The 14,970-nt window shown below is 60.0% G+C and carries 16 protein-coding genes; all 16 read right to left on the reverse strand.

Annotated features, from left to right (window positions below; all coding sequences use genetic code 11):
* Nucleotides 1-10 precede the first annotated feature (10 nt).
* A complete protein-coding gene (locus AC2D8U_RS02645) occupies nucleotides 11-724 on the reverse strand; it encodes an RNA polymerase sigma factor FliA (protein ID WP_484617701.1) in 714 nt (237 codons plus the stop codon).
* Entirely contained in the window at nucleotides 717-1,607 is an 891-nt protein-coding gene (locus tag AC2D8U_RS02650; protein WP_484617488.1) for a MinD/ParA family protein, read from the reverse strand. The genes AC2D8U_RS02645 and AC2D8U_RS02650 overlap by 8 nt, the downstream gene beginning before the upstream one ends.
* Nucleotides 1,600-3,036, reverse strand: coding sequence for a flagellar biosynthesis GTPase FlhF (gene flhF, locus AC2D8U_RS02655; protein ID WP_484617489.1), 1,437 nt, complete (start codon nucleotides 3,034-3,036; stop codon nucleotides 1,600-1,602). Before flhF ends, AC2D8U_RS02650 begins: the two co-directional genes overlap by 8 nt.
* A gap of 24 nt (nucleotides 3,037-3,060) precedes the next feature.
* Nucleotides 3,061-5,160: a flagellar biosynthesis protein FlhA gene (gene flhA / locus AC2D8U_RS02660; protein ID WP_484617490.1), complete on the reverse strand. Its 2,100-nt coding sequence runs from the start codon at nucleotides 5,158-5,160 to the stop codon at nucleotides 3,061-3,063.
* Between the two features lie 85 nt (nucleotides 5,161-5,245).
* Nucleotides 5,246-6,394: a flagellar biosynthesis protein FlhB gene (gene flhB, locus AC2D8U_RS02665; RefSeq protein WP_484617491.1), complete on the reverse strand. Its 1,149-nt coding sequence runs from the start codon at nucleotides 6,392-6,394 to the stop codon at nucleotides 5,246-5,248.
* Nucleotides 6,394-7,179, reverse strand: a complete 786-nt coding sequence (gene fliR / locus AC2D8U_RS02670) for a flagellar biosynthetic protein FliR (RefSeq protein WP_484617492.1) — start codon at nucleotides 7,177-7,179, stop codon at nucleotides 6,394-6,396. The genes flhB and fliR overlap by 1 nt, the downstream gene beginning before the upstream one ends.
* 28 nt (nucleotides 7,180-7,207) lie before the next feature.
* Nucleotides 7,208-7,477, reverse strand: a complete 270-nt coding sequence (locus AC2D8U_RS02675) for a flagellar biosynthetic protein FliQ (RefSeq protein ID WP_484617493.1) — start codon at nucleotides 7,475-7,477, stop codon at nucleotides 7,208-7,210.
* Nucleotides 7,474-8,163, reverse strand: a complete 690-nt coding sequence (fliP, locus tag AC2D8U_RS02680; RefSeq protein WP_484617702.1) for a flagellar type III secretion system pore protein FliP — start codon at nucleotides 8,161-8,163, stop codon at nucleotides 7,474-7,476. Before fliP ends, AC2D8U_RS02675 begins: the two co-directional genes overlap by 4 nt.
* Nucleotides 8,164-8,229: 66 nt before the next feature.
* A complete protein-coding gene (gene fliO, locus AC2D8U_RS02685; RefSeq protein WP_484617494.1) occupies nucleotides 8,230-8,613 on the reverse strand; it encodes a flagellar biosynthetic protein FliO in 384 nt (127 codons plus the stop codon).
* Nucleotides 8,610-8,996 carry a flagellar motor switch protein FliN gene (gene fliN, locus AC2D8U_RS02690; RefSeq protein ID WP_484617495.1) on the reverse strand — a complete coding sequence of 129 codons (387 nt, stop codon included), beginning with the start codon at nucleotides 8,994-8,996 and terminating at the stop codon, nucleotides 8,610-8,612. The genes fliO and fliN overlap by 4 nt, the downstream gene beginning before the upstream one ends.
* Entirely contained in the window at nucleotides 8,993-10,057 is a 1,065-nt protein-coding gene (gene fliM, locus AC2D8U_RS02695; RefSeq protein WP_484617496.1) for a flagellar motor switch protein FliM, read from the reverse strand. The genes fliN and fliM overlap by 4 nt, the downstream gene beginning before the upstream one ends.
* A 9-nt stretch (nucleotides 10,058-10,066) precedes the next feature.
* Nucleotides 10,067-10,582 carry a flagellar basal body-associated FliL family protein gene (locus tag AC2D8U_RS02700; RefSeq protein ID WP_484617497.1) on the reverse strand — a complete coding sequence of 172 codons (516 nt, stop codon included), beginning with the start codon at nucleotides 10,580-10,582 and terminating at the stop codon, nucleotides 10,067-10,069.
* A gap of 55 nt (nucleotides 10,583-10,637) precedes the next feature.
* The gene (locus tag AC2D8U_RS02705) at nucleotides 10,638-11,969 is read right to left on the reverse strand and encodes a flagellar hook-length control protein FliK (RefSeq protein ID WP_484617498.1); all 1,332 of its coding nucleotides are present in this window, start codon (nucleotides 11,967-11,969) and stop codon (nucleotides 10,638-10,640) included.
* A gap of 142 nt (nucleotides 11,970-12,111) precedes the next feature.
* Nucleotides 12,112-12,552 (reverse strand): flagellar export protein FliJ, encoded by a 441-nt coding sequence (gene fliJ, locus AC2D8U_RS02710; RefSeq protein WP_484617499.1) that lies wholly within the window; start codon nucleotides 12,550-12,552, stop codon nucleotides 12,112-12,114.
* Nucleotides 12,553-12,731: 179 nt separating this feature from the next.
* Entirely contained in the window at nucleotides 12,732-14,075 is a 1,344-nt protein-coding gene (gene fliI / locus AC2D8U_RS02715; protein ID WP_484617500.1) for a flagellar protein export ATPase FliI, read from the reverse strand.
* Nucleotides 14,072-14,968, reverse strand: a complete 897-nt coding sequence (locus AC2D8U_RS02720; RefSeq protein ID WP_484617501.1) for a flagellar assembly protein FliH — start codon at nucleotides 14,966-14,968, stop codon at nucleotides 14,072-14,074. Before AC2D8U_RS02720 ends, fliI begins: the two co-directional genes overlap by 4 nt.
* Between the last annotated feature and the right edge of the window lie 2 nt (nucleotides 14,969-14,970).

The following is a 14,970-nucleotide window of genomic DNA, read 5'->3' on the forward strand; positions in this document are numbered from 1 at the left end:
TAGTGTGATATCAGCCGGTCCAGGCCCGCAACTTGGTTTTCAGTCGCACCATGGCCTGGCTGTGGATCTGGCTGATCCGGGACTCACTGACTCCCAGAACCGCGCCGATCTCTTTGAGATTCAGCTCTTCGTCGTAGTAAAGCGACAGAACCAGCGCTTCTCTTTCGGGCAGGGTCTTAATCGCCTCCGCCAAAGCACGACGAAAGTGCTGATCTGCGACGGCCTCGAAATTTTCGCTGCCATCATCCGCGGGTCCCAGGGCATCCTCCGACACACTGAGATCCTCAAACCCGATTATTTTTCCGCAACTTACATCATTGAGGATATGATGATACTCATCCAGAGAAAGTTCAAGCAAGGCCGCCACCTCCCCATCGGAAGGGTCCCGGCCCAGTTGCTTTTCCAGCTGCTCAATCGCTTCACCAACCCGTCGGGCATTACGGTGCACTGAGCGGGGCGTCCAGTCTCCCCGGCGGATCTCATCCAGCATCGCTCCACGGATCCGGATCCCGGCAAAGGTTTCAAAACTGGCCCCCTTGCTGGCATCAAAGTTACCGGAAGCCTCCAGTAACCCCAGCATGCCAGCCTGGAGCAGATCATCCAGCTGGACACTCGCGGGTAACCTTGCCAGCAGGTGATGGGCGATGCGCTTCACCAGGGGGGTGTAGCGCGCCACGATGCTGGCCTTATTGTCGAATTGGGTATAGGCCGCCGCCTTATTCACCAACCGCTTCTCCATACATGTTTCTGCGGATCAGACGTTCAACAAAGAACTCCAGGTGACCGCTGGGATTTTGTGGTACCGGCCAGGCGATGATCTTATTGGCCAGCCCCTGATAGGCAATGGCAGCCGGAGTCCGTGGGAAGGCTTCCACCACCACTTTTTGTTGACGCACTGCCTTACGCACATTCTCATCGAACGGCACGGTGGCAACCAGCTCCAGGGCCACATCGAGGAAGCGATCGGTCACCTTGGAAAGCTTGGCATAAAGCTCCATCCCTTCACGCAGGCTACGCACCATGTTGGCAACGATGCGGAAGCGGAACACCCCGTGCTCCCGGGACAGCAACTTGATCAACGCATAGGCATCGGTGATCGAAGTGGGCTCATCGCACACCACCACCAGCACCTCCTGAGAGGCCCGGGCAAAACTCAGCACCATGTCTGAGATCCCCGCCGCCGTATCGACGATCAGGCAATCAAATTGCGTTTCGAGATTGGAGAAGGACTGGATCAGCGCAGCATGCTGGGCCGGACTCAGATCGACCATCCCTTGCGTGCCGGAAGCCGCTGGAACGATGCAGATCCCCTGGGGACCCTCGATCAGGACCTCTTCCAGGGTACACTCCCCCGCCAACACATGGGACAGGTTGCGCTTGGCGCGGATCCCCAGCATCACGTCGACATTGGCCAGCCCCAGATCGGCATCCAGCACCAGCACACGCTGGCCCTGGGCCGCTAATGCGGTCGCAGTATTGATGGACACATTCGTCTTGCCCACTCCACCTTTTCCACCGGTTACGGCGATCACGCGGATCATTTTTTCTTGTTTCTGTACCATCTTTCTCAGCCCGCTCGCTTGATCCTGTAGAAACCACTTAGTCATACAACCCCGCCATATCTGCTTGCTGTTTCTGGGATTGCACCTGTGGTGCGGCGCCCTCTTCAGCCAGCGCACGCTGCGCCAGATAATGAGGGTCCGCGGCCCGGAGATCCTCCGGTACCCGTTGGCCATCAGTGAGATAGCATACAGGTAATCGCCCTTGGAGTAGCACGCTTAATGCTTCTCCAATACTGTGGGCTTCATCCAATTTGGTGAAAATGCAACCGGCCAAATCGATGCGCCGAAAGCGTTCCACCGTTTCCTGAAGTACCCGGTATTGAGCCGTCGCTGACAGCACCAGGTACGCCCGAATCGGTAACTTGGTGGAACCTGCCAGCTGTTCCAGCTGTTCCACCAATCGCATATCTCTTTGTCCCATGCCCGCCGTATCAATCAACACCAGGCGGCGACTGCGCAGCTGGTACAACACCTGCTCCAGCTCATCGACGCTGGCCGCACTGCGCACCGGACAGCCCATGATCTTGCCAAAGGTGGCCAGCTGTTCCTGGGCACCGATCCGGTAATTATCCGTGGTCACCAGGGCCACCTGATCGACGCCATAACGGGCAGCAAATCGGGCAGCCAGTTTTGCAATGGTGGTGGTCTTGCCGACGCCCGTGGGCCCGACCAGGGCGATCACCCCCCCCTCTTCCAACATCGCTTCATTGCCACAAACCAACTCGCGAGCCACCAGCTCAGGAAGCTGTGCCAGCACCTGGTGCAGCTCCCCCTGTTGCGGCAAGAGCTGGGCAAAATGTTCCGCCACCTCCCGGTGGAATCCCAGATCCCGCAGCTGCTCGATCACCATGGCACGGACCGGCTCACTCCGAGCCTGATCCTGCTGCATCAAGCTGGAAACCTGATGCTGCAATAATTGACGGATCGAGGCCATCTCTTCACGCATGGCATGTAACTCAGAACCAACCGCCGATGGAGGGGCCTTGGCGACTTTGACCGGAGCGGCGTCCGAAGCGGTGGGGGCCGACACGGTCGCCGGCTGCGGGGCTGGCTCAAACGCGCGCTGAGCCCACTTAGGCAGAGCCTGTTCCTGCTTGGCCACCATCGCCTTGGCTTCTTTTTGCTGGCGCCGCTGCTGCTGGCGCTCCAACAAGGCACGCAGGCTGTCGGAGCCCGGTGCCTCTTCTCGCTGCGGCTGGACCGGAGTCTTGGAAGACTTGGCGACAGAGCCAGAAGACAAACTGACCCTGTCCTCAGTAAGCGGTCGTTGGGGCGGTGGACTTAAATCCTTGCGGTGCTGGGAGTCCGTGGCACCGCAAGGTTGTGACGGAGCATCAAAATCGATGGCCGCAACGATCTCTACGCCACCACTGACCCGCTTATTGGACATGATCACCGCGTCCTGCCCCAACACCTCTTTCACTTCTGCCAGGGCTGTGCGCATATCTTTGGCAAAAAAGCGCTTAATCTTCAACGTTTCGCCTCCATGGCTAAAACCTTATTGCCCGACCGACTGGACAATCTTGATCTGTTTGTCATCGGGGATCTCCTGATACGACAAGACCCGCAAACTCGGGATAGTGTGTTTAACAAATCGGGACAGGGTGGTGCGCAGCAACCCGGAGGTCAGCAACACGGACGGCTCCCCCACCATCTCCTGCTTCTGCGCCGCTTCCTTGAGGGAGCGCTGCAAACGCTCCGCCAGACCCGGCTCCAGTCCCGAATTCTCACCGTTGCTGGACTGCAGGGACTGGTGCAGGATCTGTTCCAACTCTGGGGACAGGGTCACCACGGGGATCTCCCGCTCTGGACCATTGATTTCTTGGATAATTAAACGCTTCATCGCGATTCGAGCCGCCGCGGTCAACACGTCAGGATCTTGACTCTTGGGCCCATACTCCACCAGGGTCTGCACCAGGGTTCGGGTATCCCGGATCGGCACCCCCTCGTTGAGCAGGTTCTGCATCACCTTAACAATGACCCCGAGGGAGAGGGTCTCCGGCACCAGGCCTTCAACCAGCTTGGGCGATTGCTTGGCCAGCAGATCCAGCAGCTGCTGAGCCTCTTCATAGCCCAGCAACTGGGCGGCATTGTTGGACAGCAGTTGAGACAGGTGGGTCGCCACCACGGTACTGGCATCCACCACGGTATAGCCCAGGGTCTGGGCATAATCGCGCTGATCCGGATTGATCCACACGGCCTCCAGGCCAAACGCGGGATCCGTGGTCGGCTGGCCTTCGAGCTGGCCAAACACCTGGCCGGGATTGATCGCCAGTTCACCGTCGTGCCGCAGCTCCGCTTCACCGATCACCACCCCCATCAGGCTGATCCGATAGGTGTTGGGCCCAAGATCCAGGTTATCGCGAATGTGCACAGGGGGGATCAAGAAGCCCAGCTCCTGGGACAGCTTCTTACGCACCCCCTTGATCCGGGACAGCAGCTCGCCGTTTTGACCCTTATCCACTAACGGGATCAAGCGATAGCCCACCTCCAGGCCGACAATATCGACATGGTTGACGTCATCCCAGCCCAGCTCCTTGGGCTCAGACTCGAGTCGCTCGGTATTGGCCTTGGCTTCCTCGGTCTCGGCCACGACCTTGGCCTCAGCTTTGCGCTTGTTCAACCACCAGGTGGTCACGGCCAGTCCCAACCCCAGGGAGAGAAACGCCAGCTTGGGCATGCCGGGGACCAGACCCATCACGATCAACACCCCGGCACTGATCGCCAGAACCCTGGGGTTATCCAGCATCTGACGAGCCACCTCGTCCCCCATCTTCTGGGATTCGTTTTGCCGGGTGATGATGATGGCGGCGCCGATGGAGAGCAGCAGACCCGGGATCTGCGCCACCAGACCGTCACCGATGGTAAGCAGGGTGTAGATCTCCACGGCTTCACCCAGGGCCAGGCCGTGCTGAGCCATGCCGATCACCAGGCCACCGATAATGTTCAGCAGCAGGATCAGCAGGCCGGCAACCGCATCCCCCTTAACAAACTTGGAGGCACCATCCATGGAGCCATAGAAATCGGCTTCCTTGGCGACATCGGCCCGCCGATCCCGGGCCTGCTCCTGGTTGATCAGGCCAGCATTGAGATCCGCATCGATGGCCATCTGCTTGCCTGGCATGGCATCCAGGGTAAAGCGGGCGCTCACTTCCGAGATCCGTCCGGCGCCCTTGGTGACCACAACGAAGTTGATGATCACCAGGATCAGGAACACCACCAGGCCGACCGCATAGTTGCCACCGATCACCACGGAGCCAAAAGCCTCAATCACCTTACCCGCCGCATCCGGGCCATTGTGCCCTTCCAGCAACACCAGTCGGGTCGAGGCCACATTCAAGGCCAATCGCAGCAAGGTCGCAACCAGCAATACCGTCGGAAAGGCAGCAAAATCCAGTGGCCTCAGGGTATAGATCGCCACCAGCAACACCACCAGAGCCAGGGCAATGTTGAAGGAGAACAACAGGTCCAGCAGCACCGGCGGCATTGGCAGGGTTACCATGGCCAGGGCGGCCAGCACCATCAATGGTGTGCCGATCCCTTTGAGATGGGTATAGCGGTTCTGGTAGAGGGAACCGAATGTTGCCTTAAGATCCATGCTGCGACTTAAAATTGACGTAGGTGCTTGTTATGCAAAGGACAAGCCAAACATCTACAAAATTTGGATAACGGGTTCATTTTTTTCATTCTTCTGGGTTGTCGACCCGTAATTCATCCGGGATCGGCAACTGCTGGGGCAGGGCGATAGGACGCCTTCCCCGACCCGACTGGAACTGACGTAACTGATAGACGTAAGCCAGGATCTGGGCCACGGCGGCAAACAGGCCATCGGGGATCGGCTTATCCAACTTGGTCGAGTGGTAGATAGCCCGTGCCAGCGCCGGTGAGGATACCACGGGAACTTCGTGCTCGCGTGCGATTTCTCGGATTTTGAGGGCGATTTCATCATTGCCCTTTGCCACTACAAGTGGCGCATTATTCAGAGTTTTATCGTACTTAATCGCGACAGAGTAGTGAGTCGGGTTGACCACCACCACATCCGCCTTGGGCACCTCGGCCATCATTCGACGCTGAGCCATCTCCCGTTGCAATTGACGGATCCGGCCCTTCACTTCCGGTTTGCCCTCGGTCTGCTTGTGTTCGTCCTTGACCTCCTGCTTGGTCATGCGCAGCTCTTTATTGTGATTCCACACCTGATAGGGCGCATCGATCACTACGATCAGCAACAACGAGAGGCACAGCAGGACAAAGAGCTTGAGCAGCAACTCCAGCGCACTGCGCACTGCCCCGGAGGGATCGCCACTGGACAACCCCAGAATGCTGTCGAAATTCAGGCGCAATAGCAGGAAGGCGACCGCGGCGATCACCGAAAACTTGGCAACGGACTTAACCAGTTCAACCAGCGCCTGTACGCCGAACATCCGCTTGAAACCGTTCATGGGGTTCATCTTGCTGGCCTTGGGCGCCGCCGCCTTCCAACTGAAACTCATCCCTCCCAGGCCGATATTGCCGATAAAGCCCGCGATAAACAGCACGACGACAAAGCCCAGCACCGGACCGATCAGGTGCGACAAAATATTGCGATAAAGCTTGCGCAGCTCGCCCAGATCGAACACCTGAGCCCGGGTGAGATCAAACTGGCCCTCGGCGATCTGCAGCAGCGCGCCCCCTATCTGCTCCCCCATCATCAGCATGGCGCCGGCGGCCGCCACCAGGACCGCCGCCGTGCCCAGCTCTTTGGAACGGGGAACCTGGCCTTTCTCCCTGGCCTGCTCTCGCCTTCGGGGTGTCGCCTCTTCTGTCTTCTCCTGACTGCTGTCGTTTTCGGCCATCAGGGAGCCTCACAACTGAGCAACAGCAGATCACAGATCAAGATCTGTCCGGCATCCCACACCGCATAGAAGTGGGGCAGGATCCCCCCCAGGGTCAACCAGAGGATCAACAGACCGGAGAGCATGGTGATGGGAAAACCAATGGCAAAGATATTGAGCTGGGGAGCCGCCCGGGTCATCACCCCAAAGGAAAAGTTGATGAGCAGCAGGGCCGTGGCGGCAGACAGGGCCAGAGTCAGGGCGCTGGCAAACATCAGCCCGCCAAAGCGGGTAATGGCCTCCAGCCCCTCGGGCGCCAGCCCTTGGCCGATGGGCAGAGTGCTAAAACTCTCGATCAGCATGCGGATCATCAGCAGATGGCCATCGACGGCAAAAAACAGCAGGGTGGTGAGCAACAGGTAGAACTGGCCCACCAGGGGCACTTGCTGGCCATTGCTGGGATCCACCATGGAGGCAAATCCCAGGGAGGTCTGCATGCCGATGATCTGACCCGCCAGGGTGAAGGTGTTCAGTACCAAAACGGAGACAAAGCCCACGGATACGCCGATCAACACCTGTTGAGCGGTGATCAGCCACCCCTCGGCAGACAGCAGGTCTACCTGTGGTGGCGGTGGCAGGACAGGGGCCACCGCTGCGGTGATCATCACCGACAGCAGCAGGCGAACCCGGGCGGGCACCGACGCACCGCCGATGGTGATCATCACCATCAACATGGCACCAATGCGAAACAGTGGCCACAGCACGCTGCGCAACCAGTCGAAGATGACGGGAAGCGGGTACTCCATCAGCCACCTACCCTTGCGTTTCGCCTCATCAGCCAACGACCTGGGGGATCAGCGCCACCATCTCGTACATCAATTCCATCAAGGTACGGGTCAGCCAGTGCCCCAGCACCATCAAGGTAGTCAGGGTCACCAGCAGGCGAGGCAGGAAGGAGAGGGTCTGCTCATTGATCGAGGTGGCGGCCTGGAACACCGCGACCACCAAGCCCATCAGCAGGCCCGGCAGGATGATCGCGGCGACCAGGATCACCACGGTCTGCAGCGCCAATCGGAAGATATCGACGAAGGTTTCCGGTGTCATGTTGGCCCTCCCAGGCCGAAACTGACGGCCAGGGTTCCCATCACCAGGTTCCAGCCGTCCACCAAAACAAACAGCATGATCTTAAAGGGCAAAGAGACGATCATGGGGGACAGCATCATCATCCCCATGGCCATCAATACCGAGGCCACCACCAGATCGATCACCAGGAAGGGGATAAACAGCATAAAGCCGATCTGGAACGCGGTCTTCAGCTCAGAGGTGACAAAGGCCGGGATCAACACGGTCATGGGGACATCGGCCGGAGTGGCCACATCGGTACGACCGCTGATCTCCAGGAAGGTATTGAGATCCGTGTTACGGGTCTGGGACAGCATAAAGCCATGAACCGGCGCCTTGGCCCGCTCCACCGCTTCCAACATGGGGATCTCCTCGGCCATGTAGGGGACCAGGGCCTCGTCGTATACCCGTTCAAGCACCGGCGACATGATAAACAGGCTCAGGAACAGGGCGATCCCCAACAGGACCTGATTGGAGGGCGTCTGCTGCAGGCCCAGGGCCTGTCGCAGGATCGCCAGCACCACGATGATCCGGGTGAAGCTGGTCATCAGGATCACCATGGCCGGCAGGAAGGTCAGCACCGTCATCAGCGCCAGGATCTGCAGGCTGACCGTGTATTCCTGAGCACCATCCGGGTTGGTGACCACAGTGAGCGCCGGGATCCCCATCTCCGCTATTGCCCCAAAAGGCTGTATCAGGGCCAACAGGCCCAGCCACCAAGGCCAGATCCGCACCTAGGACTCCTGTCGCTTATTGAACTTGGCCAGCAGTTGGCCAAATTGAGGCGCCGTGTCCGCCGCGAGGGGCTGCTCCAGCTTGTCCAGCAGATTGATCTGGTTCGCGGTGATCCCAACCAGATACTGCTGCTCCCCCACCTGAACCACGGCGATCCGCTCCTTGTTGCCCACCGCCATCATCGCCACGGACTTGATCTGCCCCCCCGTCAAGGGGCCTGCCAGGTTGATGCGCTTGGCCAACACCCCCAGCACCAGGATCAGGGCCACCACCCCCATCAGGGATGCAACGATGGTGATCATCTGATCGCTGCCCGCGACCCCTTCGGCCCAGGCCGGAGCACACAGCCCCAGCCCGGCCAACATTGCAATCTTGGCTCTCATCTCAGTTTCTTGATCCGCTCTGTCTGGCTGATCACGTCGGTCAGGCGGATCCCGAACTTGTCGTTGACCACCACCACCTCACCATGGGCCACCAGGGTGCCGTTAACCATCACATCCAGCGGCTCACCGGCCACCCGGTCCAGCTCCACCACCGAGCCCTGGTTGAGCTGCAGCAGATTGCGAATGCTGATATTACTGCGCCCCACCTCCATGGAGATGGTCACTGGAATATCCAGGATGGTATCCAGTTTGCGTCGCTCATCGACACTCAGCTCACCGTCCGAGCCAAACTCTTCCAGCTCCACCGGCTCTACCTGCTCACCCAGTGCCGAAGCCCACTCCTGGGCCATCTCGTCCTGGTTGGGATCTTGATCGTCAATCATGACTCACCTTCATCTTGTCCGTGTTCGGCAGGAGCGCTTGGTTCTGACGATAAGGTCAGGGCGCCCTGGCGGTTGATCATTTGAAATTCGTTCTTGTACGACTTGGGCCGTGGGATCCGCTCACTGATGCGGATCGCCGCATTCTCGCCACTGCGCCCCAGCTTGCCGCGGAAGGTCGGCAGATCCTCGACCCGCATCAGCAGGTGCTCGGGCAACTCCACCGGAATGATATCCCCGGCTTGCATCTCCATCACCTCACGCAGGGTGATCTGCTGCTCCAGCAAGGTGGCGTTGAAGTCCACCTCGACATCCATGATCTCATCCTGCAGGGCCTTGGCCCAACGCAGATCCGTATCCTGTTTGTCACTCTGCACCCCGGCATCCAGCAGTTCGCGGATCGGCTCGATCATCGAGTAAGGCATGGTGATGTGGAAATCCCCCCCGCCACCATCCAGCTCGATATGGAAGGAGGAAACCACCACCACTTCGGTGGGACTGACGATGTTCGCCATGGCCGGGTTGACCTCGGAATCGAGATACTCAAACTCCACGTCCATCACCGGGGACCAGGCTTCCTTGTAATCTTCAAACACCGTCTTGAGCAGCAGTTGAATGATGCGCCGCTCGGTCGGAGTAAACTCCCGCCCCTCGATCTTGGCCTGAAACCGGCCATCACCACCGAAGAAGTTGTCCACCAGGATAAAGACCAGGCGGGCTTCCATGGTGATCAGCGCCGTCCCTTTCAGGGGACGGAATCGCACCATGTTCAGGCTCGTGGGCACAAACAGGGTGTGGACGTATTCGCCAAATTTCACCATCTGTACGCCGTTGATCGAGACCTCGGCATTACGCCGCATCATGTTGAACAGGCTGATCCTCAGATGGCGGGCGAACCGCTCATTGACCAGCTCCAGGGTCGGCATTCGTCCCCGGACGATGCGATCCTGCGACGTGAAGTCGTACACCACCGCATTGCTATCATCAATGGGCTGATCTTCTTCGACATCATCCACGCCATGGAGCAGCGCATCGATCTCATCCTGGCTTAACAGATCTGTCATCTTGGACTCTTATTGCATCACAAAACCGGTGAACAAGACGCGTTCGACCTGGCTTTGCCCGGTAATGGACTGCATCGCAGTCTGGATATTGGTCAAGGATTGATACCTCAGTGCCTCCTTGCCCTCCCGGGTCCGCAGTGCTTGCGGATCGGCGGCACTGAAAGTGGTCAACAGGGTGTCCTTAAGCAACGGGATATGCATCCGTACCTTCTGCTGGGCATCACTGCCACGCACCTGCAGCTGTACCTTGATCTGCACCAGGACGCTGCGGCTTTCCCCGGGCAGATTGAACAGGAAGGGCTCGGGCATACTGATGTAGACGGCATTACCGGTGCGCGCCTCCTCCTGTGCCTGCTGCTCCGCCGTTTGGGTTCCGCTTGGTGCCCCATCATCGGTGAACAAGGACACCAGAAGAAAGATCCCCGCCAGCAACAGGATCCCGCCCCCGGCAATGGCCCCGATCATCATCCAACGGCGCCGCTTATTACTTTTTTGTAGTTCAAGTTCCAGCGAATTTTCAGCCATCTACCATTACCAAACAGGATTTTCTAAATCAAAAACAAGAGTATCACAGGCCTTGTCAGGCATAGAAATCGATCCCGCCATCACGAGTGCGCTGGGTGGTTAACTGCACAGGAGACTCCAACTCTCCGGCACCAGGGTCGTCGCTCTCGGCTCGCTCACCCTGCTGTCGGTGTCCTCCCCCCTGCTCTCCCTGACTCACATCGGCCTGTGCCAGATGCAGCCCCTGTTGCTCAAGCATCTCACGCAGACGGGGCATCGCCTGCTCAATCAGATCCCGCGCCTGGGCATGCTGAGTAACGATCTGCAACTGGGCCTGATCCCCATTGAGTTGCAACCGCACCTGCAGAGCCCCCAGCTCCGGCGGATCCAGGCGTATCTCGGCACTCATTCGCTCGGTATTCACCATCATCATCAGGCGATCCCTGAGCTCCGGGGCCATGCGCTGGGCATCTACCGGCCGCTGAGCCAGGGGCTCGGCGGCCTGGGCCCGGATCTCCTGACGCTGCAGCGTCGTACTCAGGCTCTCCATCCGAAGCATGCTGCCCTCTTCCGGCTCGGCCACCGACAGGGCAGCGGGCTCCGTGGTCCCTGGTGTGGCCTGAGACGTCGTTGCCAGGGACGGGCGCTCCATGTCGCCCGAAACCGAGTTGCCTGGCCGAGGTGCAAGCGCTGTTCGGCCAGGCCGTTGAAACTCAACGGAGCTCTGGGCGGAATCGGCGGACTTACCGGTTTGACGCTGAACTGCCTCGTCGTCAGCCTTCGAAACCCCGTTGGGTGCCGTTGCCTGACTGACTTTGGGGTTCGCGACAAGGCTCTCAGCCGTCGCCGGGCGGGTTGCGGCCGATTCAGGACGAGGAGCCGTTTCTCCCCCATCCTCGATGGTTTCAGGGGCTGCAGCAGGCGTTACGGTCGCGCCCGCGACCTCGCCTTGACCAGGCTCAGGCTTGGCACCATCCAGGGCTACGGCTTCGAGCCCCTTGCCCAGGCCTTGTGGGTCCTGCACCGGGCTCTCGGAGGCCAAGTTCGAAGCCTCCGGCCTCAGGGCCAGGTCCTGTTGCTGTAAAAAGACCAGCAGTGCATCGGACTCGGACTCAGCATCTGTCTCGCCCCCACGCTCCCCCTCCGAGATATCCGGCGGGATCGAAGCGGCAAGATCTTGCCCTTCTATGCTCTCGGGCCCATCGTCCACAGCCTTGGGATCCATCTGCATCGTGGCCAACACTGCATCTGTCGGGCCGGACGCAGGCATCAAGCTGGTCATCTCCTCACCGCTGGCCACCAGCTCACTGAGTACTCCGGCAAACGCCGCGCTGGTCCCGTCAGACGCCCCGCCATCAGGCTTGGCAGGGGGAGTGGGTGTCAAAAGCAGGTCGATCACATTTGGCATGGTGTCGCTATCTCATCAGGCTTCCCGCTGCTTCGGCGGGGTGTCTGGATCACCACGGCTTCGCCGAAGGGATCACACAGTTGGTCAAAATAGGGAACGGATATGACAACTAACAGCAAGTTTTACGCCAAGCTGGCAAGTCTTAACGACGGCGTAGGAACTGCTGCAGGGAAAACTCGTCCAGGGCACGTTGGGCCTGTTGGTCGAGACGAGCCTGCCGGGCCTTTTCCGCCTTCTCGATCAACAGTGCCAGGGCCTGCTGGCGCTGATGGATCTGCTGCCACTGCAACTGACGCTGGCTGGCCGCCTCCTGAGCCTGACGGATCTTGCCCACGTGCTGGCCGATGGCGGTGTCCAACTTGGCAATAAAATGATGGAACTGCTGGTATTCTGACGCTTTGAGAGTCGTACCGGCGGTCTGTTGGGCCTGTTTGACGTAATCCCAGCGGTAGTTTTGCAACTGGGTCATCTGCTGTTTCAGTCCATCCACCGCCGAATTGGCACTGCGCAGGTTCAGTCCCGCCTGCTCCAGTTCCTTCTCGACCTTGACCAACACCTTGGCCAGTTGCTTGGGATCACTCATTGGTAAAATGTTCCGAAATAATGGGTTCTCGGGTTCTAGGGCGGGCTTCGCCCTGCTGGGAAAAGCCCCCCTTAGAACCTTAAAGGCAGAATACAGGGCGCTACGCTTACAGATCACAGGGGGGCTCCCGTTCAGCTCTCCCCCTGTGATCTGTTACCCAGTACCCAGTACCCAGTGCATTAAACCTTGCACTGAACCGCCAGGCGGGCCAACTGGGTCAGGCTCTGCTCATAATCCACAGGCTTTTTCATCTCCTGACGCAGGAAGGCGTTGAAGGCGGGCTGCAGGGCAATCGCCTTGTCCACCCTGGGATCGGCCCCCTGGCTGTAGGCACCGATGGCGATCAGATCCTGGTTCTGACGATAGGCTGACCAGAGCTGTTTGATCTGTTGGGAAGCCTGCAGATGGGAGGGCTCGGTCACCTGAGGCATCACCCGACTGATGGACGCTTCGATATCAATGGCCGGATAATGACCCGCCTCGGCCAGCCCCCGGGACAGGACCACATGACCATCGAGGATCGCCCGTGCCGCATCGGCGATGGGATCCTGCTGATCGTCCCCTTCGGTCAGCACGGTATAGAAGGCGGTGATGCTGCCCTGCCCCGGTCCACCATTACCGGCCCGCTCCACCAGCTTGGGCAGCTTGGCAAACACCGATGGTGGGTAACCCTTGGTGGCCGGCGGCTCACCGATGGCCAGGGCGATCTCCCGCTGGGCCTGGGCGTAGCGGGTCAGGGAGTCCATCAACAGCAAGACATTTTTACCGGCATCACGAAAATACTCGGCGACCCGGGTCGCCGTTTCACAGGCCCGCAGGCGCATCAGCGGGCTGGTATCGGCCGGGGCAGCGATCACCACGGAGCGTGCCCGCCCTTCGGGCCCGAGGATCGCCTCGATAAACTCTTTCACTTCCCGGCCCCGCTCGCCGACCAGGCCCACCACGATCACATCGGCATTCGTGCCTCGGGTCATCATCCCAAGCAACACGGACTTGCCCACACCGGAACCGGCAAACAGGCCCATGCGCTGGCCGATGCCGACGGTCAGCATGCTGTTGATCGCCCGCACCCCGACATCGATGGGGTATTCCACCGGACGACGGGCCATGGGATTGAGCAGGGGGGCATGATGGCTGATGCGGTTGCGTACCTGTAGCGGGCCGAGGCCATCGAGGGGCTCACCGCTGCCGTCGAGCACACGACCGAGCAGCTCAGGGCCGACCGCCAGGCCTTGGCGCTGGCCCAGGGGGGTAACCCGGGCCCCGGGCAGGACCCCCTTGAGCTCGTCCACCGGCATCAGGTAGAGGATCTGATCGTCAAACCCCACCACCTCGGCATTAAGCGAGCCGGCTTCGGTTTCAATCTGGCACAGGGAGCCTACCGGGGCACGGCAACCCACCGCCTCCAGCGTCAGCCCAACCACCCGGACCAGTTGGCCCGAAGCGACGGCAGCGACCGGGACGACCTGCTGCTGCCAGGCACCGATCCTTTGTCGCAACCGCTCGCTGCGCAGTGCCTTCATGAGTTATCTTCGCCTTCGGCCGGCGGTTCGGCTTGCTCCGCCTCCAAGGGCCGCTCTGAGGTCGACTTGGATTCGGCCTGGCTTGCCTCAACCAGAGGATCGGCAACGGGTTCAGGATTCGGGTAATCGGGCTCCGCCACCGGGGCCCTGGGGGTCGAAGCAAAATGCTCCAGCACCTTACGCAGCCGTTCATCCTCCAGCATGGGTACCTGGCTGCGCTCGGTCTGGATCCTGAGCGAACCCGGCTTGAGGCCAGGCTCCAACTGCAACTGCCAGTCTCGCTTGGCCAACTGCTCCTCGCCAAATACCTCGTTGACCAACCCCAGATCCGCTTCACTCAATGCCAGAGTGACACTTTGACGCTGGCTGGGCAGCGCCTCGATCCCGAGACGCAAGGCTTCCAGCACCGCATCGGGTGAACTCTTCAACTCCACCTGCACCACAGCCTGAGCCAGGCGCATCGCCAGAGTCACCAGTTCCCGCTCAACCTGCTCGTCCACCGCTGCAAGGGGGGTGTTGAGTTCATTAAGCAGGGTATCAAGGCGGTGCAGGCGATGCTGGATCTCCTGCTCGCCGGCTTCCAGTCCCTGACTCCGGCCCTGCTCCAGCCCCTCCTGCAGACCTTGTTCGGCCCCCTTGAGCCGCCCCTCCTGCAGGCCTTTCTCCATGCCCTGGGTTTGGCCAGCTTCATACCCTTCCTGCCACGCCTCCTGCTGGATCGCCTCGATCTCCTCCAGGGTCGGCGGAGCCGGCAACTCGTCGTGCTCGGGCTCGCTACTGGGTTCGGATCGTGCCAGATTCAGCGCCGGTTCGGGTTCAACCGGGGCACCAAAGTCGGGCCAATCCGCCAGTTTGGCCATCTGTGCTCGGCTTAGATCCGCTGCATTGCCCATGG

It is taken from the genome of Ferrimonas sp. YIN67 (assembly GCF_057219095.1).

Coding starts and splice junctions, on each gene's coding strand:
- AC2D8U_RS02650 (WP_484617488.1), bottom strand. CDS start 1,607: ATGACTAAGTGGTTTCTACAGGATCAAGCGAGCGGGCTGAGAAAGATG.
- flhA (WP_484617490.1), bottom strand. CDS start 5,160: ATGGATCTTAAGGCAACATTCGGTTCCCTCTACCAGAACCGCTATACC.
- flhB (WP_484617491.1), bottom strand. CDS start 6,394: ATGGCCGAAAACGACAGCAGTCAGGAGAAGACAGAAGAGGCGACACCC.
- fliR (WP_484617492.1), bottom strand. CDS start 7,179: ATGGAGTACCCGCTTCCCGTCATCTTCGACTGGTTGCGCAGCGTGCTG.
- AC2D8U_RS02675 (WP_484617493.1), bottom strand. CDS start 7,477: ATGACACCGGAAACCTTCGTCGATATCTTCCGATTGGCGCTGCAGACC.
- fliP (WP_484617702.1), bottom strand. CDS start 8,163: ATGGGGATCCCGGCGCTCACTGTGGTCACCAACCCGGATGGTGCTCAG.
- fliO (WP_484617494.1), bottom strand. CDS start 8,613: ATGAGAGCCAAGATTGCAATGTTGGCCGGGCTGGGGCTGTGTGCTCCG.
- fliN (WP_484617495.1), bottom strand. CDS start 8,996: ATGATTGACGATCAAGATCCCAACCAGGACGAGATGGCCCAGGAGTGG.
- fliM (WP_484617496.1), bottom strand. CDS start 10,057: ATGACAGATCTGTTAAGCCAGGATGAGATCGATGCGCTGCTCCATGGC.
- AC2D8U_RS02700 (WP_484617497.1), bottom strand. CDS start 10,582: ATGGCTGAAAATTCGCTGGAACTTGAACTACAAAAAAGTAATAAGCGG.
- AC2D8U_RS02705 (WP_484617498.1), bottom strand. CDS start 11,969: ATGCCAAATGTGATCGACCTGCTTTTGACACCCACTCCCCCTGCCAAG.
- fliJ (WP_484617499.1), bottom strand. CDS start 12,552: ATGAGTGATCCCAAGCAACTGGCCAAGGTGTTGGTCAAGGTCGAGAAG.
- fliI (WP_484617500.1), bottom strand. CDS start 14,075: ATGAAGGCACTGCGCAGCGAGCGGTTGCGACAAAGGATCGGTGCCTGG.
- AC2D8U_RS02720 (WP_484617501.1), bottom strand. CDS start 14,968: ATGGGCAATGCAGCGGATCTAAGCCGAGCACAGATGGCCAAACTGGCG.